Below are 22,249 nucleotides of genomic sequence, written 5' to 3'. Positions count from 1 at the left end.
ATCAGAGGTTCTTGCAGACGTTGCCGAACACCGGGTTGAGGCCGCCGATGACGGTGACGGTGTTGCCGCAGACGTTCACAGGGACGTGGACCGGGGCCTGGACCAGGTTGCCCGAGAGGACGCCGGGGGAGTTCTTCGCGACACCGTCGGCCTGCGCGCCGCCGTGGGCGGAGGCCATGCCGGCGCCGGCCGCAACCAGGCCACCGGCCACCATCGTGACAGCAGCGGCCTTCTTCAGGTTCTTCACTTCTACATCCTCCTGGGCAGAAGCTGCGGCCAGCCGCCGCAGCACGCACTGGAGAACGCCCGGACTCCCCCGGGGATACGCCATCCGGGGGACATCCACACGACGGTATGAATCTCAGACCGGAAGTCGACGGCCCCTCCGGGCCCATCGGCTGCTCAGCCGGTCACGCCGTGCCGCACGGCCCAGAGCGCGGCCTGGGTGCGGTCGGCCAGGTCCAGTTTCATCAGGATGTTCGAAACGTGGGTCTTGACGGTCTTCTCGGAGAGGACGAGGGCGCGGGCGATCTCGCGGTTCGAACGGCCGTCGGCGATCAGGCCGAGGACCTCGCGCTCGCGCTCGGTGAGGGAGCCGCCCCTGCCCTGCCCGCCGCCCGTCTCCTCCTGCGAGAGCAGTGCGCCCGCCACCTCCGGCTGGAGCAGGACGTGCCCGGCGTGCACGGAGCGGATGGCGCCGGCGAGGGCGTCCGGGTCGATGTCCTTGTACACATAGCCCGCGGCGCCGGCGCGCAGGGCCGGGACGACCGTGCGCTGCTCGGTGAAGCTGGTGACGACGAGCACGCGCGCGGGGTTGGCCAGCTCGCGGAGCTTGCGCAGTGCCTCGACGCCGTCCATGCCGGGCATCTTGACGTCCATCAGGACGACGTCCGGCTTCAGCTCCTCGGCCTGGGCGACTCCTTCGGCGCCGTCCGACGCCTCGCCGACGACGTCGATGTCCTCCTGGATCTCCAGGAATGTGCGCAGACCGCGGCGGACCACCTGGTGGTCGTCGACCAGCAGCACCCGGATCCCTGTCTTCGTGTTGAGCGCGGCGTCAGCCACCGGGAACCTCCATCTCGATCGTCGTGCCCTTGCCGGGCTCCGATTCCACGGTCAGCCGTCCGCCGACCCCGCTCGCCCGGTCCCGCATGGAGACCAGGCCCAGGTGCCGCCCCGCGCGCCGGGTCGACTGCGGGTCGAAGCCCGAACCGTCGTCGACGACGCGCAGGACGGCTCCGGTGCCGCGCTTGTCCAGCAGCACGGCGACGTGCTCCGCCCCGGAGTGACGCAGCGCGTTGTGCAGGGCCTCCTGGGCGACCCGCAGCATGGCTTCCTCCTGCGAGGCGGGCAGCGCCCGCACGCCGTTGCTCTCGAAGGTGACGTGCGCGGAGTGCGCGCGGTCCAGGACATGCGTGTGGGTGCGCAGGGTGGCCACCAGGCCGTCCTCGTCGAGGGCGGCGGGGCGCAGCTCTACGACGGCCGCGCGCAGCTCGTCCGCCGCCTCGGCCGCGAGCACCGCCACCTGCTGCAGCTCGCCCTTGGCGCGGGACGGGTCGCGGTCCACCAGGGCGGCCGCCGCCTGGGCCGTCAGGCGCAGCGAGAAGAGCTTCTGGCTCACCGCGTCGTGCAGTTCGTGGGCGAGGCGCGAGCGCTCCTCGGCGATGGTCAGCTCGCGGCTGCGCTCGTACAGCCGGGCGTTGGTGAGGGCGATGGCGGCGTGCTGGGCGAGGATGGCGAGGAGCTCCGCGTCGTCCTCGGTGAAGCCGCAACCGCCTTGGGGCTTGGGGCAGTTCTTGTTGGCGAGGAAGAGCGCGCCGAGCGTCTCGCCGTCGGAGTGGATGGGCACGCCGAGGAAGTCGGACATGTCCGGGTGGGCGGAGGGCCAGCCTCCGAAGCGCGGGTCCTCGCGCACGTCGCCGAGCCGGACGGTCTCGCCCTTCTGGAGCATCGAGGCGAGGATGCCGTGCTGCCGGGGCAGGGGGCCGATGGCCTTCCACTGGTCGTCGCTGACGCCGTCGACGACGAACTGGGCGAAGCCGCCGTGGTCGTCGGGGACTCCGAGCGCGGCGTACTCCGCGTCGAGCAGCTCGCGGGCCGAGGCGACGATCGTCTTGAGGACGTCACGCACCTCCAAGTGCCTGCTCATGGCGAGGAGCGCGGAACTCACCGCGGTCAGGCCGGATCGGGGTCCTTGACTCATGGTCACAACCGTAGCGGCGGGGTGTGACAGTGCGTATCCGACCAGTGGAGGCCCCCGCCTAGGTCCTGGGGCCTAGGTCCGTGGTCCGGCGAGCCCATCTCCTACTCCCGGATGAGGCCCCTCACTGAGAGCGTTGCGGCGGCAACTCCTGGTGAGACCGTTACGTCGCTGATGTGAGGCCGCGCATAGGACGCACATCACGTACGAAGACCCCTAGTGGATGAGGAATCCCTTTACGCGAACGGGGTAGGTGCCCGAATTGGGAGTCTGTGTACCCCCTGATCCACTACCCGGCATCGTACGTCACACCTTTGCCACACATTTTTGCGGCCGCTAAGAATTGCTCTCGTCGCTCGGCGCCGCGGTCTCCCCGACCGCGGCGTTTTGCCGGAATGCACCATGTCCCCGCCGGCCGGAGCGACCTCCGCTATTCGAAGAGGTCCAACTCGCATGTCCATGCACAGCACCCCTGGTCATAGTCGTTCCACCGTGACCAAGGCCCAGAAGTTCTCGATCGCCGGTGTCGCCACGCTCGGCGCCGCTGCCCTCGCGTTCTCCCTCGTGCCGGGCAGCGCCGACGCGGGAACCAAGACCCAGAGCCTCGATGCCGCCCCGGTGGCCTTCAAGCAGAACGTCGAGGCCGAGCAGGCCGTCCGCGCCGGTGTCATCAAGCAGCACAGCAGCGCCGACAAGAAGGCCAAGGACACCGCCGCGAAGGCCGCCGCCGACAAGAAGGCCGCCGACGAGGCCGCCGCGAAGAAGAAGGCCGAGGACGAGCGCAAGGCCAAGGAGGCCGCGAGCCGCGCCGCCGCCCGCAAGCCCGTCTACGCCAACAACCTCGACGGCTGGATCCGCCAGTCCCTGGACATCATGAAGGCCAAGGGCATCCCCGGCTCGTACGAGGGCCTGCACCGCAACATCATCCGTGAGTCGGCGGGCAACCCGCAGGCCGTGAACGGCTGGGACATCAACGCCATCAACGGCACCCCGTCGATCGGCCTGCTCCAGGTCATCAAGCCGACGTTCGACGCGTACCACGTCGAGGGCACCTCCACGAACATCTACGACCCGGTCGCCAACATCACGGCCGCGGCCAACTACGCCGCCGACCGGTACGGCTCGATGGACAACGTGAACGGCGCCTACTGAGCCTTGATCGCCTGATCACTGGACCTCTTCAGCCGAAGATGAGGTTCTCAAGACGCCGAAGGGCGGCACCCCGCACGGGGTGCCGCCCTTCTCGTACGCACGGACGTGCTTACTTGCGCATGACCTCCGGCTCGTGGCGGCGCAGCAGGCGCGCGACCGCGATGCCGCAGATGACGCCGAGCGCGAGCAGGATGGTGATGTTGATGCCCCACTGGCTCGCCGAGTGCTCCCACAGCGGGTCCAGGTCGTTCGGGTTCTTCGGGTCCCACGGCGGCATCAGGTGCGCCAGGTCGAGGGTGGCGCCCGCGCCGGCGATGGCCCAGCGGGACGGCATCAGCCAGGCGAACTGCTCCAGGCCGGGCGAGCCGTAGACCTGGAAGAGGACGCCGGTGAACACGACCTGGACGATCGCGAACATGACCAGGAGCGGCATGGTCTTCTCGGCGGTCTTCACCAGCGAGGAGATGACGAGGCCGAACATCATCGAGGTGAAGCCGAGCGCGATGATCGTCAGGCAGATCTCCGCCGCCGGCGGCATGATCAGGCCTTCCTCCGGCAGCTCACGCGGGGCGAAGCCGATGGCGCAGATGATGACGCCCTGGATGGCCGTGATGACGCCGAGGACGATGACCTTCGACATCAGGTACGCCGAGCGGGAGAGGCCGGTGGCCCGTTCCCGTTCGTAGATGACCCGTTCCTTGATCAGCTCACGTACGGAGTTGGCCGCGCCCGAGAAGCACATGCCGACCGCGAGGATGAGCATGATCGTGCCCGCGTCGCCGTTGAACTTGACCGGCGGTTTCGGCGGGGCGAGGCCGAAGTCGGCCGGGATCACGACGCTGACGATGCCGAGGACCGCGGGCAGGATCACCATCAGGCCCATGAAGCCCTTGTCGGAGGCGATCACCGAGGTGTAGCGGCGGATCAGGGTCCACAGCTGCGATCCCCAGCCCTGCGGCTTCGGCGGCTTCACCGCCTGGGGCGGCGGCATCTGTACGGACTGCGCGGCGACGGCGTCGATGTCCGCGGCGTACATCTGGTAGTGCTGCGAGCCCTTCCAGCGGCCCGCCCAGTCGTAGTCGCGGTAGTTCTCGAAGGCGGAGAAGACGTCGGCCCAGGTGCTGTAGCCGAAGAAGTTCAGGGCTTCCTCGGGCGGGCCGAAGTACGCCACCGAACCGCCCGGCGCCATCACCAGGAGCTTGTCGCAGATCGCCAGCTCGGCGACCGAGTGCGTCACGACGAGGACCGTGCGGCCGTCGTCGGCGAGGCCGCGGAGCAGCTGCATGACGTCGCGGTCCATGCCCGGGTCGAGGCCGGAGGTCGGCTCGTCCAGGAAGATCAGCGAGGGCTTGGTCAGCAGCTCCAGGGCGACCGACACGCGCTTGCGCTGGCCACCGGAGAGGGAGGTGACCTTCTTCTCCTTGTGGATGTCCAGCTTGAGCTCACGCAGCACCTCGTCGATGCGGGACTCGCGCTCGGCCTCCGTGGTGTCGGCCGGGAAGCGCAGCTTGGCCGCGTACTTGAGGGCCTTCTTGACGGTCAGTTCCTTGTGCAGGATGTCGTCCTGCGGGACCAGACCGATGCGCTGCCGCAGCTCGGCGAACTGCTTGTAGAGGTTCCGGTTGTCGTAGAGGACGTCGCCCTGGTTGGCGGGCCGGTAGCCGGTGAGCGCCTTGAGCAGGGTGGACTTGCCGGAACCCGAGGGTCCGATGACCGCGATGAGCGACTTCTCCGGGACGCCGAAGGAGACGTCCTTGAGGATCTGCTTGCCGCCGTCGACCGTGACCGTGAGGTGGCGGGCCGAGAAGGAGACGTCACCGGTGTCGACGAACTCCTCGAGCTGTCCGCCGACGAGGCGGAAGGTCGAGTGGCCGACGCCGACGATGTCGTTCGGGCCGATGAGGACCGTCGAGGACTTCGCGATCGGCTGGCCGTTGACGTACGTGCCGTTGTGCGAGCCGAGGTCGTGGAGCTCGAAGCGGCCGTCGGGCGTCGCGGTGAACTCGGCGTGGTGGCGCGAGACCTGCAGGTCGGAGACGACGAGCTCGTTCTCCAGGGCACGGCCGATGCGCATCTTGCGGCCGAGTGCCAGCTGGTGGAACGTCGTCGGGCTGCGGTCGCCGTAGACCGGCGGGGCCCCCGCGACACCGCCGGTACCGGGAGTCTTCTGCGCGTACTGCTCGGACGGGCCGCCTTGCTGCTGGGGCACGTGCGGTTGCTGCTGCTGCGGCGGCTGGTGTTGTTGTTGCTGGGGCTGGTGGTGCTGCTGGTGCTGTTGCGGTTGCTGCTGTTGCTGCGGTGGCTGCTGCCAGCCCTGCTGCGGCGCCTGGTACGGGGCCTGCTGCTGGGCGTGCTGCTGCGGTGCCGAGACGGCGGCCGCGGCGGCCGCGCCCGGGGCGCCGCCGGACACGTTCACCCGCGGACCGTCGGTCGCGTTGCCGAGGTACACGGCCGAACCGGGGCCGATTTCCATCTGGTGGATCCGCTGGCCCTGTACGAAGGTGCCATTGGTGCTGCCGTGGTCCTCGATGACCCAGCTGCGCCCGTTCCAGCTGATCGTCGCGTGCCGCCAGGAGACCCTGGCGTCGTCGAGCGAGATATCCCCCTGCGGATCACGTCCGAGGGTGTACGGCCTGGACGCGTCCAGCGTCCAGGTCCTGCCATTCAATTCCAGTACGAGTTCCGGCACTCCAGCCCCACTGAGTTGTCCCCCGAGCTAGCCCCCATCGGTGGGGAGTCTAGGGATGTCGAACATCGGGAGGAACTATTTCAGGAGGAGGGCTCTGACCGAAAGTCGGGCCTTGTGAAGACTGCGTACGGGCGTGACGGGTTGCCCCGTTGACGGGGAAGAAATCGGCCCGGAGCATAGGAAGCGCCCATCAGTGCCCATCAGTGCATACGGATCATGCTCATTGAGAGCATTAAGTGCATTCAGGGCAACGCGCCGCGGTCCGGGGGGTCCTGATGCAGGCCGACGATCACAAAGGCGATCACCGAGGCGGTCATCGAGGCGAGAGCCGGGGTGTGCGGTGGGGTGACGTGCTGCTCTCCGCGATCGCCGCGGTCAGTTGGGCGCTGGTCGGCATGGCGGGGACGGCCGCGCTCGGTCTTCATCTGCTCGGCGCGGACGCGATCGCCGCGCTCGGGCCGATGACGGCGGCGACCGTCGCGCTGGGTGCGGGAGGTTCGGTCACACCGTCCGGTGACGTGTCGGCGTTCGGCCTGGACGGCGCCGAGGCGACCACAACAGTCGATATTGCGCCACTCGGTGTGGGTTTGGTCGGCGCGCTGTTCCTCGCCCACTTCTTCCTGCGCTCCTTGCGCGCCGCGGGGGCCGTCATCGCCCCCGGCGAGCTCGCCGCGCGTGCGGCCGCGGTGGTCGCCCTCTTCGTCGCGATGCTCGCGGGGCTCGCCTGGGCGGGGCACGACGTCATCACGATCGACGGCAAGCAGCTCGGCATCGACAAGGGGATCGAGGAGGGCATCGACGGGCTGCCGGACGGTATCGGCGACAAGCTGCCCGGCGGGATCGGGGACGACATCGGCGGGCTCCTCCCCGACCGGCTCGGTGACCTGGTCGAGGCGGAGGCCTCGGTCGGCTTCACCGTGGACACCGGGCCGACGCTGCTCGGTGGGGCGGTCTGGGTGACCGGCGTCCTGCTCGTCGCGCTGCTCGCGTCGCGGCGCACACCGCTGCCGCGTGCCCTCGGCGGACTGCACCGGGTGGTGCGGCCGGCCGTCTCCGCGCTGGTCACGGTGGTGCTGGTGGCGGTCGCGGCGGGGTTCGCCGCGGCGGCGTACGCGATGGTCGGCGACGACCACCCCGAGCGAATCGCCGGCGCCGCACTGCTCGGGGCGCCGAACGGCGTGTGGCTCGGCCTGTCCGTCGGTCTCTTCGTGCCGTGGGACGGCACGGCGACGGGTGAGCTCCGCCGGTTCCTGCCGGACCCGGTGGACGACCTCCTGACGGGCCCGTCCGACAAGGCGCTCACACTCGGGCGGCTCGCGGAACTGGACGACAGGGTCTGGTTGTTGGGCGTGGCGGCGGCGGTGACGATGGTGTTCGCGGGAGTGCTGACGGCGGTGCGGACTCCTTATATACGGGATATACGGGGTGTAGATGCTGTACGCGGTGTAGCTGGCGTGGGGATTGCAACTGGTGCATCCGAGGTGGGCGAGGTGCGCGCCAAGACGTCCGCTCCGGGGTTCGTGGGCCTGTGCGGGGTGCGGCTCGGGGTGGTGACGGCGGTCGGGCTTCCCCTTTTGGCATGGCTGTCCGAGGTCTCCGCCGACGCCTCGCTCTCCGTGTTCGGCTTCGACGCGTTCGGCGCGGGGGCCGAGCTGCACGGGCGGCTCGGGATGGCGGTGCTGCTGGGGGCGGTGTGGGGGTTCGGGGCGGGGGTGGCGGGGGCGTTGCTCGCGCTGGCCGCGGGGGCGGCGGGGGGTGGGGCGTCGCGGTTCGCGCTGGCGTCGACGCAGGGGGGCCCGCTCTCTTCGGCGCTGCCGAGGACGACCGGACCGTCGACCACTTCCGGCACTTCCGGCGCTTCCGGCGCTTCGGGTACTTCCAGCACTTCGGGTACTTCCGGTGCCGGGCCTTACACCCCAGGCACTCCGCACCGACCGCCGAACCCGGACACGAACCCCTACCTACGTCCACCGCCGTCCGCGCCCCGCGACGACGTCTCCGGCGCCCCGACGGTCATGGGCCCGATGGTCCCCCCACCTCCACCGCCCCGCCGCCGCTCCCGCTCCACCGACTGGCCCCCACCGCCTCCTCCTCCCCCACCGCCCCCAAAAACCCCACACAAGCCCAACTAACCCGCACCCGGCACCGTGGGTTGTGCCCACCCGTGCCGCCCGCGGCCCGCCTGCCCACAACGGGATCGGGCCGAACGCCCCTCGCCACACCGCCCTCCTCCTAGAGGAAGCGATCGCAGGACACCCGGCGCCACCCGCACCCCACCTCCAACGGCGACGGGGCGGGCGTCGGACGTTGCCTCGGCGAATCTCATGCCCTGTGAAGAGGGGAGCTCCTGGGTGAGCCGCGCTCGGGCCCTACGGTGCGGAGGTGTCGCGGGGTGAACGGGTGGGTGGGCGGGAGGTATCCGCCGCGAAGCGGCGGGACAGGATCAGCCCCGACAAGCCAGCGGGCCACGGCAGACCATCGACAGGCCAGCAGCAGGCAGGGGGGCCGTCCGGGTGGGGGTGTCCGGGTGGCGGACCGGGCGGGCGGGGGCCGGAAGAGGGCGGATACCGTAGGGATCACCATGAGTGCTTCACAGCCCCCTCAGCCCGCCGACATCCCGACACTTCTAGTCAAGATCTTCGGCAAGGACCGCCCCGGCATCACCGCCGGCCTCTTCGACACCCTCGCCGCCTACTCCGTCGACGTCGTCGACATCGAGCAGGTCGTCACCCGTGGCCGTATCGTGCTGTGCGCGCTCGTGACCGAGCCGCCCGCCGGCCTGGAGGGCGACCTTCGGGCCACCGTCCACAGCTGGGCGGAGTCCATGAAGATGCAGGCCGAGATCATCTCGGGGATCGGCGACAACCGGCCGCGCGGCCTCGGGCGTTCGCTCGTGACCGTGCTCGGCCACCCGCTGACGTCGGAGTCGACGGCCGCGATCGCCGCCCGGATAACGGCCACCGGCGGCAACATCGACCGTATCTTCCGGCTCGCCAAGTACCCGGTCACCGCCGTCGAGTTCGCGGTGTCCGGCACCGAGACCGAGACGCTGCGCACGGCCCTCGCCATAGAGGCCGCGAAGCTCGGCGTGGATGTCGCGGTCGTCTCTGCGGGCCTGCACCGCCGCGCCCAGCGCCTGGTCGTGATGGACGTCGACTCGACGCTCATCCAGGACGAGGTCATCGAGCTCTTCGCCGCGCACGCCGGGTGCGAGGCCGAGGTCGCCGAGGTGACGGCGGCCGCGATGCGCGGCGAGCTGGACTTCGAACAGTCGCTGCACGCCCGCGTGGCGCTGCTCGCGGGGCTCGACGCGTCGGTCGTCGACAAGGTCCGCTCGGAAGTACGGCTCACGCCGGGCGCCCGCACCCTCATCCGCACGCTCAAGCGCCTCGGGTATCAAGTGGGCGTCGTATCGGGCGGGTTCACCCAGGTCACCGACGATCTGAAGGAACGTCTCGGCCTCGACTTCGCGCAGGCCAACACCCTGGAGATCGTCGACGGCAAGCTGACCGGCAAGGTCACCGGTGAGATCGTCGACCGCGCGGGCAAGGCCAGGCTGCTGCGCCGGTTCGCCACGGAGGCCGGGGTGCCGCTGGAGCAGACCGTCGCGATCGGTGACGGCGCGAACGACCTCGACATGCTGAACGCGGCGGGGCTCGGTGTCGCCTTCAACGCCAAGCCGGTGGTCCGCGAGGCCGCGCACACCGCGGTGAACGTCCCCTTCCTGGACACCGTCCTCTATCTCCTCGGAATCACGCGGGAAGAGGTCGAGGCGGCCGACATGCACCTGGACTGACAGCTGAGGGCGGACGGCTGACGTGCACCCGATAGACGTACGCCTATAGACGTACCCCTACCTGTCATCCATGTCGAAGGGGCCCGGCACCCACTGTGTGCCGGGCCCCTTCACGGTGGACGGGGAGGCGGCTACTCGGAGGGTGCCCAGTAGTCGACGAGCGTGGCCACGCCCGGCTCGAGCGCCTTCCACGACCCGGAGTACGTCAGGACGGCGAAGGCCGCGGTCGGGAAGCCCCGGCGCTCCAGCCGCGTTCTGGTGTCGCCCTCGGCCTCCCCGGCGAGGACGTGGGCCAGGCCCTGCACGCCGGGATTGTGGCCGATCAGGACGAGGTTCTGCACGTCGTCCGGGGTTTCGTTGAGCACGGCGATCAGCTCGCCGGGAGAGGCTTCGTACAGCCGCTCCTCGTAGACGGTCTTCGGCCGCTGCGGCAGCTCCTGGACGGCGAGCTTCCAGGTCTCGCGGGTCCGGGTGGCGGTCGAGCAGAGGGCCTGGTCGAAGGTGATGCCGCTGTCGGCCAGCTTGCGCCCGGCGACGGGGGCGTCCCGGCGGCCTCGCTCCGCGAGCGGCCGCTCGTGGTCGGAAACCTGCGGCCAGTCGGCCTTCGCATGCCGGAAGAGGACAATCCTGCGGGGTTCTGCGACGCTCATGCATCCCAGCTTCGCATGAAACGTGCCATGGGGCGCAGGGAGTTGGCGTGGTGCCCCGGCGCGGGTGACGGGCCCGGTGGCGGAGGGGTCAGGAGGCCGTGCGCAGGACCAGCGTCCGTATCCGCTCCAGGAGGTGTGTGACGGCCGGCTCGCCGGTCGCCGCGTGCGCGTCCACGGGATTCAGGATGAGCAGGAGCAGGGCCGCGAAGGCGACGGCGGGGAGGGCGATGGCCCACCAGGGGAGCTGGATCTCGACGCTGCCCGACTGGGCCGGGTCGCGCCGGGTGTGCGATCGGGCCGACATGCCGCCTCCGTGGTCTTCGAATGGTCCGTGCCGCGTCTTCGCGGTCACAATTCGAAGTTAGGTGATCGGCGACCCTCAACCCATCCGGAGATCCACCCACTTGACCCTGATACTGACCCCCTAGGGGATGGGGGTGCTAGCCCCACCATCCGCCCCGCCGGAGCCCGTTCGGGCCGTCGTGGGCACCGGTCTCACGGCGAGGCGATGGAGGCGATGATGCCGATGATCACGGTGATGGCCAGCATCGCGCCGAGCACGATGAGCAGCTTCTTCTGGCCGTTCTGGGGGTTCGGGTCGAGGACAGGCATACGGCCAGTCTCGCACCCTTTGCCCACCCGCCCTCCGCCGGGGTCGGGCCACCCTCCGCCGGGGGCGGGCCACCCTCACAGGCGGGGGCGGCCCTCCCCCGCCTGCGGGGATCAGGCCGCCGTGGCCCTGGCGGCCCTGGCCGCCACCTCGTCCTCGACCGTGCGGTTGCGGCCCGCGAGCGTACCGATGACGATCTGCGGCACCATCAGGGCCGCCATGAGCGCGATCGGCAGCCCCCAGCCGCCGCTGTGCTGGTAGAGCACGCCCACGAGGAGCGGTCCCGGGATCGAGATCAGATAGCCCGTGCTCTGCGCGAAGGCGGACAGCTTGGCCACGCCGACGCTGCTCTTGGCCCGCATCCCGACCATCGTGAGGGCGAGCGGGAAGGCGCAGTTGGAGACGCCGAGCAGCAGCGCCCAGGCCCACGCGCCGCCGGCGGGGGCGAGGTAGAGGCCCGCGTAGCCGGCGAGTCCGCACGCTCCGAGGAAGATCACGACCGGGCCCTGGTTGGTCAGGCGCGTGGCGACCCTCGGAATGACGAACGCCAGGGGCACGCCCATGGCCATCGTGACGGCGAGCAGCACGCCGGCCTCGCCCGCGGGGACGCCCGCGTCGCGGAAGATCTGCGGCATCCAACCCATCGTGATGTACGCGGCCGTGGCCTGCAGGCCGAAGAAGACGGCGAGCGCCCACGCGGTGCGGCTGTGGGTGATGCGCAGCCCCGCGTCCTCCTGGCGCACGGCGGGACTGATGTGCTCCGGGGCCTCGGTGGCGGCCGTGCCCCGGTCGCGGATGAGCGGGATCCACGGCACGACGGCGACCACCGCGAGCACCGCCCACACGGCGAGGCCGGTCTGCCAGCGTCCGCCGAGACCGTCGGTGAGGGGCACGGTGGCGGCCGCCGCGATGGAGGTGCCGAACGCGAGGGCCATCGAGTAGAGACCGGTCATGGAACCGACCCGGTCGGGGAACCAGCGCTTGACGATGACCGGCATCAGGACGTTGCTGACGGCGATGCCCGCGAGGGCGAGCGCGGTGCCCGCGAGGAAGCCCGCGGTGCCGCCGATGAAGGGCCTGATCACGAGGCCCGAAACGATGGCGGCCATGCCGACGCACACCACCGCGCTCGGCCCGAAGCGCCGGGCCAGGCGGGGCGCCATCACGCCGAAGAACGCGAAGCAGAGCGGCGGCACGGAGGTGAGCAGTCCCGCGAGGGTGCCGCTCATGCCGAGGCCGTCGCGCACCTCTTCGAGGAGGGCGCCGAGGCTGGTGATGGCGGGGCGGAGGTTCATGGCCGCCAGGACGATGCCCACGACGACGAGTCGCGTCGCCCACGCGCGCGTGGGGGCCTGTTTCTCGGTCGCTCCCGTGCGTGTCGGGGGTGCTGCTGTCGGCGTCATCGTCCCGGTTTCCTCACTAGCCATAGGGCCATCATAGAATCATGGGATGATTGGCTGTCCAATCCGTTTACGTCACACTGCTCACACCACTGCTCACACTGCTCACCCACAGGTCTCCCTCGAAGGAGCGTCATGCCGCTGACCACCCCTCGCCGTTCGGCGCTCTCGGAGCAGGTCATCTCCGAGCTGCGCAACCAGATCTCGTCGGGCGAGTGGCCGGTCGGCTCCCGTATCCCCACCGAGCCCGAGCTGGTCGAGCAGCTGGGCGTGGCCAGGAACACGGTCAGGGAGGCGGTGCGCGCCCTCGCGCACAACGGCCTGCTCGACATCAGGCAGGGCTCGGGGACCTACGTGGTCGCGACGAGCGAGCTCGCGGGCGTGATGCAGCGCCGGTTCGCCGACGCGGACCCTCGGCACATCGCCGAGCTGCGCAGCACGCTGGAGTCCAGTGCCGCGAAGCTCGCCGCGGAGCGCCGCACCGAGCGCGACCTCAAGCAGCTCGACGCGCTGCTGGCACGCCGCGAGGAGGTCTGGGCGTCCGGGGACGCGGAGGCGTTCGTGACGGCGGACGCGACGTTCCACATGGCCGTCGTCGCCGCGTCGCACAACGACGTCATGATGGCGATGTACGCGGACCTCGGCGAGGTGCTGCGGGACTGGCTGCGCGAGGACATCGGCGAGGAGCTGACCCCGGAGTCCCACATGGACCACGCCCGCCTGGTGGACGCGATCCGCGCGGGCGACGTGGAGGCCGCCGCTTCGGAGGCGGCGGGCTACCCCTTCATGTGCCGTCCGGAGCGGCTCGCTTCCGGCGGCTGACGGCGCGGCTCACCTCTCGCGGCCGACGCAGCGGTTCACTTCTCGTGGCTGACCCAGACCGCGCGGACCTCTTTCCAGCACCGTCCGGTCAGGCGCACCGTCATCGCGGGTCCGGCCTCGACGGGGCGCGAGTCGGTGTCGATGTCCCACCACCGGTAGCACTCCACGTGGAGGCGGACCCGGTCGGTCTCGGGGTAGGGGTTGTGGCAGTGCGCGACGACGTGGGAGCCGACGACGCCGGTGCGGCACTCCGAGCCGAAGGGGCGCGGCCCCGGCTTCTCCGCCCGCACGTCCGCCTGCCCGTCCGCGCCCGCGCCCGCGCGCGGCGGTTGTGGCGGCGCGGCGCTCGGCGCGACGACCGCCAGAGCGAGAGCCACGGGCACCACACCGGAGAGACGCACACTTCAGAGTGCGCGGCACTCTCCCCGGGGCGCCCGGCCGGGGGGCCGAACGGGTGAGGCCCCGCCGCCCGCGCGCTGCGGGGGACGGGGCCTCGAAAACGTACGTACGACCTGGTCAGGCGCCCATCATGTGCACGCCGCCGTCGACGTGGATGATCTCACCGGTGGTCTTCGGGAAGAAGTCCGAGAGCAGGGCGACGATGCCGCGGCCCGCGGGCTCCGGGTCGGCCATGTCCCAGTTCAGCGGGGAGCGGGTGTCCCACACCTTCGCGAGGTCCGAGAAGCCCGGGATGGACTTGGCGGCCATGGAGCCGAGCGGACCCGCGGAGATGAGGTTGCAGCGGATGTCGCGGGAGCCGAGGTCGCGCGCGAGGTAGCGGCTGGTGGCCTCCAGGGCGGCCTTGGCCGGGCCCATCCAGTCGTACTGCGGCCAGGCGAACTGCGCGTCGAAGGTCAGGCCGACGACCGAGCCGCCCTCCTCCGGCATGAGCGGCAGGCAGGCCATGGTCAGCGACTTCAGGGAGTACGCCGAGACGTGCATGGCCGTGGCCACCGACTCGAACGGCGTGTTCAGGAAGTTGCCGCCGAGGGCGTCCTGCGGGGCGAAGCCGATGGAGTGGACGACGCCGTCGAGGCCGCCGAGCTCCTCGCGCACCAGGCCCTCGAGGCGGTCGAGGTGCTCCTGGTTGGTCACGTCGAGCTCGATGACCTTGGCGGGCTTGGGGAGCTTCTTGGCGATGCGCTCGGTGAGGGTGGGCCGCGGGAAGGCGGTCAGGATGACCTCCGCGCCCTGCTCCTGAGCGACCTTCGCCGCGTGGAAGGCGATGGAGGACTCCATCAGCACACCCGTGATGAGGATGCGCTTGCCGTCGAGAATTCCGCTCATGTGATCAGTGACCCATGCCCAATCCGCCGTCAACGGGGATGACGGCTCCAGTGATGTACGAGGCGTCGTCGGACGCGAGGAACTTCACCGCGGCGGCGATCTCCTCGGGCTGCGCGTAACGGCCGAGCGGCACCTGAGAGACGATGCCCTCGCGCTGCTCGTCCGTCAGCACCTTGGTCATGTCGGTGTCGACAAAACCGGGGGCGACGACGTTGAAGGTGAGGTTGCGCGAACCGAGCTCGCGGGCGAGCGAGCGGGCGAAACCGACCAGACCGGCCTTGGAGGCGGCGTAGTTCGCCTGCCCCGCGCCGCCCAGCAGGCCGACGACGGAGGAGATGAGGACGACGCGGCCCTTCTTGGCGCGCAGCATGCCGCGGTTGGCGCGCTTGACGACACGGAAGGTGCCGGTGAGGTTGGTGTCGAGGACGGACGTGAAGTCCTCCTCGGACATGCGCATCAGGAGCTGGTCCTTGGTGATGCCGGCGTTGGCGACCAGGACCTCGACGTTCCCGTGCTTCTCCTCGATCTCCTTGTAGGCCTGCTCCACCTGCTCGGCGTCGGTGATGTCGCACTTGACGGCGAGGACGCCGGCGTCGGTGAGGACCTTCGGCGGCTCGCCCGAGCGGTAGGTGATCGCGACCTTGTCGCCGGCCTCGGCGAAGGCGCTGGCGATGGCGAGGCCGATGCCCCGGTTTCCTCCGGTGACGAGAACCGAGCGGCTCAACGGATCACCCTTTCGATAGCGGTCTGGTACCTCGAAAACCTATCGGTACCTCCCGCGATACGGAGAATCGACGACCGACAGTGGCTCGGAGGAGTCGCTGTCGGGTCCCTACAGAAAACCCTGGCCCTCGGGCCGTGGTGCGCGACATGATCGGACCTGACCGGTGCCGACAGCAGGGAGACATCCGTGCCTCATTCCATCGATGAAGCCTTCACGGCGCTGCCGCTGCGGGCTCTCGCCGACGCCGCGCTGGCCCGCGCGCGGGCGCTCGGCGCCGACCACGCGGACTTCCGCCTGGAGCGGGTGCGCAGCGCGTCCTGGCAGCTGCGCGACGCCAGGCCGTCCGGCACCTCCGACTCGACGGACCTCGGGTACGCGGTCCGTGTGGTGCACGGCGGCACCTGGGGCTTCGCCTCGGGTGTGGACATGACGATGGACGCGGCGGCGCGGGTCGCGTCGCGGGCCGTGGCGATGGCGAAGCTGTCGGCGCAGGTCATCAAGGCCGCCGGGTCCGACGAGAGAGTGGAGCTCGCGGACGAGCCCGTGCACGCGGACAGGACGTGGGTGTCCTCGTACGAGATCGATCCGTTCTCCGTGCCGGACGAGGAGAAGGCGGGGCTGCTCGCCGACTGGAGCGCGCGGCTGCTCGCCGCCGACGGGGTCGCGCACGTCGACGCCTCGCTGCTCACCGTGCACGAGAACAAGTTCTACGCGGACACGGCGGGCACCGTGACCACGCAGCAGCGCGTGCGGCTGCACCCGCAGCTGACCGCGGTGGCCGTGGACGGCTCGACCGGCGAGTTCGACTCGATGCGGACGATCGCGCCGCCGGTCGGCCGCGGCTGGGAGTACCTCACGGGGACCGGCTGGGACTGGCAGGGCGAGCTGGAGCGCCTCCCCGAGCAATTGGCGGAGAAGATGCGGGCGCCGAGCGTCCAGGCGGGTTCGTACGACCTCGTCGTCGACCCGTCCAACCTCTGGCTGACGATCCACGAGTCCATCGGCCACGCCACCGAGCTGGACCGCGCCCTCGGCTACGAGGCGGCGTACGCGGGCACCTCGTTCGCCACCTTCGACCAGCTCGGCAAGCTCGCGTACGGCTCGTCGCTGATGAACGTGACGGGTGACAGGACCGCCGAGCACGGGCTCGCGACCGTCGGGTACGACGACGAGGGCGTGGCCGCGCAGTCCTGGGACCTGATCAAGGACGGCACGCTCGTCGGCTACCAGCTGGACCGGCGGATCGCGAAGCTCACCGGCTTCGAACGCTCCAACGGCTGCGCGTACGCCGACTCCCCCGGCCACGTGCCGGTGCAGCGCATGGCGAACGTGTCGCTCCAGCCGGACCCGGGCGGTCTCTCCACGGAGGACCTGATCGCGGGCGTCGACCGCGGCATCTACGTGGTCGGCGACCGGTCGTGGTCGATCGACATGCAGAGGTACAACTTCCAGTTCACCGGGCAGCGCTTCTACAAGATCGAGAACGGGCGGCTCGCCGGGCAGCTGCGGGACGTCGCCTACCAGGCGACGACCACCGACTTCTGGGGCTCGATGGCCGCGGTCGGCGGCCCGCAGACGTACGTCCTCGGCGGCGCCTTCAACTGCGGCAAGGCCCAGCCCGGCCAGGTCGCCGCGGTGTCGCACGGCTGCCCGTCCGCCCTGTTCCGGGGCGTGAACATTCTGAACACCACGCAGGAGGCCGGTCGATGAGCCGCAGCGCCACCAAGCCGCACGAGATCGTCGAGCGCGCCCTCGAACTGTCCACCGCCGACGGCTGCGTCGTGATCGCCGACGAGGAGTCGACGGCCAACCTGCGCTGGGCGGGCAACGCGCTGACCACCAACGGCGTCACCCGCGGCCGCACCCTCACCGTCATCGCGACCGTCGACGGCAAGGAGGGCACCGCGTCCGGTGTCATGACGCGCTCCGCCGTGACCGCCGACGACCTGGAGCCGCTGGTGCGGGCCGCCGAGGAGGCGGCGCGCGGGGCGGCTCCCGCCGAGGACGCGCAGCCGCTGGTGACCGGCACCGCCGCGTCCCCCGACTTCACCGAGGCGCCCGTGGAGACCTCGTCCGCGGTCTTCGCGGACTTCGCTCCGGCGCTCGGTGAGGCGTTCGCACGGGCCCGTGCGGGCGGGCGCGAGCTGTACGGCTTCGCGAACCACGAGCTCGTGTCGAGCTACCTCGGTACGTCGACGGGGCTGCGGCTGCGGCACGACCAGCCCAACGGCACGCTGGAACTGAACGCCAAGTCACCGGACCGCACCAAGTCGGCGTGGGCGGGGCGGGCCACCCGTGACTTCAAGGACGTCGACCCGGCGGCGCTCGACGCGGAGCTCGCCCAGCGCCTCGACTGGGCCCGGCGGCGCGTCGACCTGCCCGCAGGGCGGTACGAGACGCTGCTGCCGCCCACCGCCGTCGCGGACCTGCTGATCTACCAGTACTGGTCGTCGTCGGCCCGCGACGCCGCCGAGGGCCGCACGGTGTTCTCCAAGCCGGGCGGCGCCACGCGCCTCGGCGAACGCGTCACCGAGCTGCCGCTGTCGCTGCGCAGCGACCCGTACGAGCCGGGTCTGGAGTCGGCGCCTTTCGTGCTCGCGCACTCCTCGGGCGGTGACGCCTCCGTCTTCGACAACGGTCTGCCGCTGGCCGCCACCGAGTGGATCCGCGCCGGTGAGCTCGCTCACCTCGCGACCAGCCGGCACAGCGCGGGCCTGACCGGGCTGCCGGTGACGCCGGCCGTGGACAACCTCGTCCTGGACGGGGGCGGCGACCGCTCGCTCGACGAGATGGTCGCGGCCACCGAGCGCGGGCTGCTGCTGACCTGCCTCTGGTACATCCGTGAGGTGGACCCGGCGACGCTGCTGCTCACCGGTCTTACCAGGGACGGCGTGTACCTCGTCGAGAACGGCGAGGTGGTGGGCGAAGTGAACAACTTCCGGTTCAACGAGTCGCCCGTGGACCTCCTCGGCCGGGCCACCGAGGCGGGCCGCACGGAGAAGACGCTGCCGCGCGAGTGGGGCGACTACTTCACCCGGGCCGCGATGCCCGCGCTGCGCGTCCCGGATTTCAATATGAGTTCGGTCAGCCAGGGCGTATAACCTCGGAGACTGCACTCCCAGTGCATCCCATCAGCACTCAGTGCATCCCATCAGCACATCCAAGGAGACGCGAGACCCGTGACGGACATCGTCGACGAGCTGAAGTGGCGGGGGCTTTTCGCCCTGTCCACCGATGAAGACGCACTGCGCAAGGCGCTCGCGGACGGTCCCGTCACGTTCTATTGCGGCTTCGACCCGACCGCGGCGAGCCTGCACGTGGGACACCTCGTGCAGGTCCTCACCGTCCGCCGGCTCCAGCAGGCGGGGCACCGCCCGCTGGCGCTGGTCGGCGGCGCGACCGGCCAGATCGGTGACCCGCGGCCGACCGCCGAGCGCACGCTGAACGACCCGGAGACGGTCGCGAACTGGGTGGCCAGGCTGCGCTCGCAGATCGAGCCGTACCTGTCCTTCGAGGGCGAGAACGCCGCGACGATGGTGAACAACCTCGACTGGACCGCGGGCCTGTCCGCGATCGAGTTCCTGCGCGACATCGGCAAGCACTTCCGGGTGAACAAGATGCTGACCAAGGACTCCGTGGCCCGCCGCCTGGAGTCCCAGGAAGGCATCTCGTACACGGAGTTCAGCTACCAGCTCCTCCAGGGCATGGACTTCCTGGAGCTCTACCGGCGGTACGGCTGCACCCTGCAGACCGGCGGCAGCGACCAGTGGGGCAACCTCACGGCGGGCATCGACCTGATCCACCGCCTGGAGCCGGACGCCGTGGTGCACGCCATGGGCACGCCGCTGATGCTCAAGTCGGACGGCACCAAGTTCGGCAAGTCCGAGGGCGGCGCGGTCTGGCTCGACCCGGCGATGACGACGCCGTACGCGTTCTACCAGTTCTGGCTGAACACGGACGACCGGGACATCTCGACGTACATGCGGATCCTGTCCTTCAAGTCCCGCGAGGAGCTGGAGGAGATCGAGAAGCAGACCGAGGAGCGTCCGCAGGCGCGCGCCGCGCAGCGCGCGCTCGCCGAGGAGCTGACCACGCTGGTGCACGGCGCGGACCAGTGCGCCGCGGTCATCGCCGCGTCCAAGGCCCTCTTCGGTCAGGGCGAGCTCGCCGAGCTGGACGAGGCGACGCTGGCCGCGGCTCTCTCCGAGCTGCCGCGCGTCGAGGTCGCCGAGCTCGGTCCGGTCGTGGACCTGCTCGCCGAGGTCGGTCTGGTGGCGAGCAAGTCCGCCGCCCGGCGCACGGTCAAGGAGGGCGGTGCCTACGTGAACAACGTGAAGGTCGCCGTTGAGGACGCCGTGCCGGCCCGCGAGGATCTGCTGCACGGGCGGTGGCTCGTCCTGCGCCGCGGCAAGAAGAACCTGGCCGCGGTGGAGGTCACGGCGGGCTGACCGGCCCGCACGCCCGCACCACGGCACGCCCGCACCACGCGAGCGCGAAAGGGGCCGGTCCGCGCGGACCGGCCCCTCCGTGTGCGGCTAAGCCCGTCGTTTATTGCCGCGGAGCATCGTGTACGCCGCGTCACCGAGGCCGACGACCACGAGAGCCGCGACCAGCTGGAGCGCGTGCCTGCCCCAGTCGATGCCCTTGGTCTCGTTGATGCCGAACTGAGTCGCGAGCCAGTTGCCCAGAACGGCTCCGATGATGCCGAACACCGTGGTCAGCCAGAGAGGACTGTGCTGCTTCCCGGGGAGGATCGCCTTGGCGATCAGACCCAGCACGAAACCCACGATGATGGCCCACAACCAGCCCATAGCTGCCTCCTAGTCGGCTCAGATGAGCATTACGGCCAGTCTCGACCCGTCCGCCATACGGCGCATGTCGGGCTCGGCCATACGTGGCGCGGCGCAGGAGGGGCACCGGGATGAGGCCCGCCCCGGTCTCGTAGGCTGCGCAGCCGCGGCGTAACGTTGAGGGGCCGGACCGGGGCAGGTACCGCGGAGAGTCCGGCACAGCGGACAGGGCGGTGGAATGTGATGCGGAAGCAGAGCAGCGGCCAGGTCTTCCGGATCACGGGGGCCCGGCAGGGTCTCGCGGAGGACGTGCGCGGCAGGCAGCGACGGTACGTGATCTCGATGTCGGTCCGCACGGTGTCGGTGGTGGCCGCCGCCGTGCTGTGGAACGTCGAGCGGCACGTCGCGCTCGTCGCTCTGGTGCTCGGGGTTCTCCTGCCGTACATCTCCGTCGTGATCGCCAACGCCGGGCGGGAGTCGCCGCCTTCGCTGCCGTCGACGTTCGTGCCCGCTCCTTCTCGGCCAATGCTCGCGCCGCCCGTCGCGGCAGCCGCCGCGGAATCCGTCCCGGAAGATCCCCTGGGCCCCGCTCACGACCAGCGACGCGGTGCCGCGCACGAGCCGAACTGACCGTCGACGTTGCGCCAAGCTCAAGAAAACCTCAGATCAATCGTGTAGTTCCAGTGCCGGTCGGCGGGTCCCCCATGACATACTTCGTACGCGCTCCGCATCCCCCGTCGGAGCGACAGACCGACGCCGGGCAGCTCCCCCCGTGGCTGCTCGGCGTCGCCTTGTTCGCAGCACTTGGACGCGACTGTGAGTGACGAAAACCCGATCTGTTCCGCCAAGGGCTGCCGCGTCGCAGCGGTCTGGGTACTGGCCTGGAACAACCCCAAGATCCACACCCCGGAGCGGCGCAAGACCTGGCTCGCGTGCGGTGAACACCGCGAGCACCTCTCCCAGTTCCTCGGCGTGCGCGGCATGCTGAAGGACGTCGTGCCGCTCGACGAGTGGCAGGCGCGCGAGGCCGCCGACGGGGACGGCTAGCCGCCGATCGCCGACATCGGGCGGTCCGGCTGCAGGAACGACGGGTCGTCCAGGCCGGAGCCGGCCTTCTTGCCCCACATCGCGAGCTTCCAGATGCGGGCGATCTCCTCGTCCGAGCCGTCCGCCGTGTCGTCGGGCGCGGCGCGCAGGGCCGCGCGCAGGTCCGTTTCCTCGGTGGCGAAGAGGCAGGTGCGCACCTGGCCGTCGGCCGTCAGGCGGGTGCGGTCGCAGGCCGAGCAGAACGGGCGGGTGACGGAGGCGATGACGCCGACGCGGTGCGGGCCGCCGTCCACGATCCAGCGCTCGGCGGGCGCGGAACCGCGCTCCTGCGAGCCCTCTTCGGTGAGCTCGAAGCGGGTGCGCAGGGACTGCAGGATGTCACCCGCGGTGATCATGCCGTCGCGCTTCCAGCCGTGCTGGGCGTCGAGGGGCATCTGCTCGATGAAGCGGAGCTCGTAGTCGTTCGCGACGGCCCAGGCGAGGAGGTCGGGGGCCTCGTCGTCGTTCAGCCCGGGCATCAGGACGGTGTTGACCTTGACGGGGGTGAGGCCGGCGTCGCGGGCCGCTTCGAGGCCTTCGAGGACGTCCTTGTGGCGGTCGCGCCGGGTGAGCGTTTTGAAGACGTCGGGGCGCAGGGTGTCCAGGGAGACATTGACCCGGTCGAGGCCGGCGGCCTTCAGGGCCGCGGCGGTGCGCTTGAGACCGATGCCGTTCGTCGTCAGGGACATCTTCGGGCGGGGCTCCAGCTGGGCGCAGCGCTCGACGATGCCGACGAGGCCGGGGCGCAGCAGGGGCTCGCCGCCGGTGAAGCGGACCTCGGTGATGCCGAGCTGTGTGACGGCGATGCGGATGAGGCGGACGATCTCGTCGTCGGTGAGCAGGTCCGGCTTGGCGAGCCACTGCAGGCCTTCCTCCGGCATGCAGTAGGTGCACCGCAGATTGCAGCGGTCGGTCAGCGATACGCGCAGGTCAGTGGCTACGCGGCCAAACGTGTCGATGAGCACTGCGGCCCCCTCCCCGGCGGTCCGATACGGATGGGTCCCATGGGTCCCACTGCCTTCGACCTTACGCGACACCTCTGA

The 22,249-nt window shown here is 70.5% G+C and carries 22 protein-coding genes; 9 read left to right on the top strand and 13 right to left on the bottom strand.

Annotation, left to right across the window (positions count from 1 at the left end; translation table 11 throughout):
* Window position 1: 1 nt before the first annotated feature.
* From ACH4D5_RS28385 to ACH4D5_RS28375, 3 genes are all read right to left on the bottom strand, one after another.
* Window positions 2-247 carry a chaplin gene (locus ACH4D5_RS28385; RefSeq protein WP_398307774.1) on the bottom strand — a complete coding sequence of 82 codons (246 nt, stop codon included), beginning with the start codon at window positions 245-247 and terminating at the stop codon, window positions 2-4.
* Between the two features lie 155 nt (window positions 248-402).
* Window positions 403-1,065: a response regulator gene (locus ACH4D5_RS28380; RefSeq protein ID WP_398307772.1), complete on the bottom strand. Its 663-nt coding sequence runs from the start codon at window positions 1,063-1,065 to the stop codon at window positions 403-405.
* Entirely contained in the window at window positions 1,058-2,203 is a 1,146-nt protein-coding gene (locus ACH4D5_RS28375) for a GAF domain-containing sensor histidine kinase (protein WP_398307770.1), read from the bottom strand. The genes ACH4D5_RS28380 and ACH4D5_RS28375 overlap by 8 nt, the downstream gene beginning before the upstream one ends.
* A 450-nt stretch (window positions 2,204-2,653) precedes the next feature.
* On the opposite strand from ACH4D5_RS28375, the gene ACH4D5_RS28370 reads away from it, so the two are divergent.
* Window positions 2,654-3,352 (top strand): transglycosylase SLT domain-containing protein, encoded by a 699-nt coding sequence (locus ACH4D5_RS28370; RefSeq protein WP_398307768.1) that lies wholly within the window; start codon window positions 2,654-2,656, stop codon window positions 3,350-3,352.
* A 109-nt stretch (window positions 3,353-3,461) separates the two neighbouring features.
* On the opposite strand, the gene ACH4D5_RS28365 is transcribed toward ACH4D5_RS28370, so the two are convergent.
* Entirely contained in the window at window positions 3,462-6,041 is a 2,580-nt protein-coding gene (locus ACH4D5_RS28365; protein WP_398307766.1) for an FHA domain-containing protein, read from the bottom strand.
* Between the two features lie 275 nt (window positions 6,042-6,316).
* On the opposite strand from ACH4D5_RS28365, the gene ACH4D5_RS28360 reads away from it, so the two are divergent.
* Entirely contained in the window at window positions 6,317-8,173 is a 1,857-nt protein-coding gene (locus tag ACH4D5_RS28360; protein WP_398307764.1) for a streptophobe family protein, read from the top strand.
* Window positions 8,174-8,622: 449 nt separating this feature from the next.
* Window positions 8,623-9,837 carry a phosphoserine phosphatase SerB gene (gene serB, locus ACH4D5_RS28355; protein ID WP_398307762.1) on the top strand — a complete coding sequence of 405 codons (1,215 nt, stop codon included), beginning with the start codon at window positions 8,623-8,625 and terminating at the stop codon, window positions 9,835-9,837.
* 131 nt (window positions 9,838-9,968) lie between these two features.
* Here serB and ACH4D5_RS28350 read toward each other — a convergent pair whose 3' ends face one another.
* The 4 genes from ACH4D5_RS28350 to ACH4D5_RS28335 form a co-directional block, all read right to left on the bottom strand.
* Entirely contained in the window at window positions 9,969-10,487 is a 519-nt protein-coding gene (locus tag ACH4D5_RS28350) for a SixA phosphatase family protein (RefSeq protein WP_398307760.1), read from the bottom strand.
* A gap of 88 nt (window positions 10,488-10,575) precedes the next feature.
* Complete coding sequence (locus tag ACH4D5_RS28345) at window positions 10,576-10,791, bottom strand: hypothetical protein (protein WP_398307758.1); 216 nt, start codon at window positions 10,789-10,791, stop codon at window positions 10,576-10,578.
* Window positions 10,792-10,982: 191 nt separating this feature from the next.
* Complete coding sequence (locus ACH4D5_RS28340; RefSeq protein WP_107059069.1) at window positions 10,983-11,099, bottom strand: SGM_5486 family transporter-associated protein; 117 nt, start codon at window positions 11,097-11,099, stop codon at window positions 10,983-10,985.
* A 111-nt stretch (window positions 11,100-11,210) separates the two neighbouring features.
* Window positions 11,211-12,524, bottom strand: coding sequence for a CynX/NimT family MFS transporter (locus tag ACH4D5_RS28335; protein ID WP_398307756.1), 1,314 nt, complete (start codon window positions 12,522-12,524; stop codon window positions 11,211-11,213).
* Between the two features lie 108 nt (window positions 12,525-12,632).
* Here ACH4D5_RS28335 and ACH4D5_RS28330 point away from each other — a divergent pair, with 108 nt between their 5' ends.
* Window positions 12,633-13,319 carry a FadR/GntR family transcriptional regulator gene (locus tag ACH4D5_RS28330; protein ID WP_398307754.1) on the top strand — a complete coding sequence of 229 codons (687 nt, stop codon included), beginning with the start codon at window positions 12,633-12,635 and terminating at the stop codon, window positions 13,317-13,319.
* A 35-nt stretch (window positions 13,320-13,354) separates the two neighbouring features.
* Here the strand turns inward: ACH4D5_RS28330 and ACH4D5_RS28325 are convergent, their stop codons facing one another.
* The 3 genes from ACH4D5_RS28325 to fabG form a co-directional block, all read right to left on the bottom strand.
* On the bottom strand, window positions 13,355-13,720 hold the full coding sequence (locus ACH4D5_RS28325; RefSeq protein ID WP_398307752.1) for a hypothetical protein: 366 nt from the start codon (window positions 13,718-13,720) through the stop codon (window positions 13,355-13,357).
* A gap of 115 nt (window positions 13,721-13,835) precedes the next feature.
* Entirely contained in the window at window positions 13,836-14,606 is a 771-nt protein-coding gene (gene fabI / locus ACH4D5_RS28320) for an enoyl-ACP reductase FabI (RefSeq protein WP_362997048.1), read from the bottom strand.
* Window positions 14,607-14,610: 4 nt separating this feature from the next.
* A complete protein-coding gene (fabG, locus tag ACH4D5_RS28315) occupies window positions 14,611-15,330 on the bottom strand; it encodes a 3-oxoacyl-[acyl-carrier-protein] reductase (protein WP_398307750.1) in 720 nt (239 codons plus the stop codon).
* Window positions 15,331-15,516: 186 nt separating this feature from the next.
* On the opposite strand from fabG, the gene ACH4D5_RS28310 reads away from it, so the two are divergent.
* The 3 genes from ACH4D5_RS28310 (at window position 15,517) to tyrS (ending at window position 19,778) form a co-directional block, all read left to right on the top strand.
* On the top strand, window positions 15,517-17,040 hold the full coding sequence (locus ACH4D5_RS28310) for a TldD/PmbA family protein (protein WP_398307749.1): 1,524 nt from the start codon (window positions 15,517-15,519) through the stop codon (window positions 17,038-17,040).
* Window positions 17,037-18,431, top strand: a complete 1,395-nt coding sequence (locus tag ACH4D5_RS28305; protein WP_398307747.1) for a metallopeptidase TldD-related protein — start codon at window positions 17,037-17,039, stop codon at window positions 18,429-18,431. Before ACH4D5_RS28310 ends, ACH4D5_RS28305 begins: the two co-directional genes overlap by 4 nt.
* 78 nt (window positions 18,432-18,509) lie before the next feature.
* The gene (gene tyrS, locus ACH4D5_RS28300; RefSeq protein WP_398307745.1) at window positions 18,510-19,778 is read left to right on the top strand and encodes a tyrosine--tRNA ligase; all 1,269 of its coding nucleotides are present in this window, start codon (window positions 18,510-18,512) and stop codon (window positions 19,776-19,778) included.
* An 87-nt stretch (window positions 19,779-19,865) separates the two neighbouring features.
* On the opposite strand, the gene ACH4D5_RS28295 is transcribed toward tyrS, so the two are convergent.
* Window positions 19,866-20,141 (bottom strand): GlsB/YeaQ/YmgE family stress response membrane protein, encoded by a 276-nt coding sequence (locus tag ACH4D5_RS28295; protein ID WP_150183375.1) that lies wholly within the window; start codon window positions 20,139-20,141, stop codon window positions 19,866-19,868.
* A 222-nt stretch (window positions 20,142-20,363) separates the two neighbouring features.
* Here ACH4D5_RS28295 and ACH4D5_RS28290 point away from each other — a divergent pair, with 222 nt between their 5' ends.
* Window positions 20,364-20,750, top strand: coding sequence for a DUF3099 domain-containing protein (locus ACH4D5_RS28290; RefSeq protein ID WP_398307743.1), 387 nt, complete (start codon window positions 20,364-20,366; stop codon window positions 20,748-20,750).
* 186 nt (window positions 20,751-20,936) lie between these two features.
* Complete coding sequence (locus ACH4D5_RS28285) at window positions 20,937-21,167, top strand: hypothetical protein (RefSeq protein ID WP_398307741.1); 231 nt, start codon at window positions 20,937-20,939, stop codon at window positions 21,165-21,167.
* Here the strand turns inward: ACH4D5_RS28285 and moaA are convergent.
* The gene (gene moaA, locus ACH4D5_RS28280) at window positions 21,164-22,171 is read right to left on the bottom strand and encodes a GTP 3',8-cyclase MoaA (protein ID WP_398307739.1); all 1,008 of its coding nucleotides are present in this window, start codon (window positions 22,169-22,171) and stop codon (window positions 21,164-21,166) included. The two genes, ACH4D5_RS28285 and moaA, sit on opposite strands and share 4 nt — an antisense overlap.
* Window positions 22,172-22,249 lie beyond the last annotated feature (78 nt).

Origin of the sequence: Streptomyces sp. NPDC018029 (assembly GCF_044327655.1) — a bacterium.
GTDB lineage: Bacteria > Actinomycetota > Actinomycetes > Streptomycetales > Streptomycetaceae > Streptomyces.
Note: the sequence above shows the minus strand (reverse complement) of the source record. Positions and strands in the feature narration are given on the sequence as shown.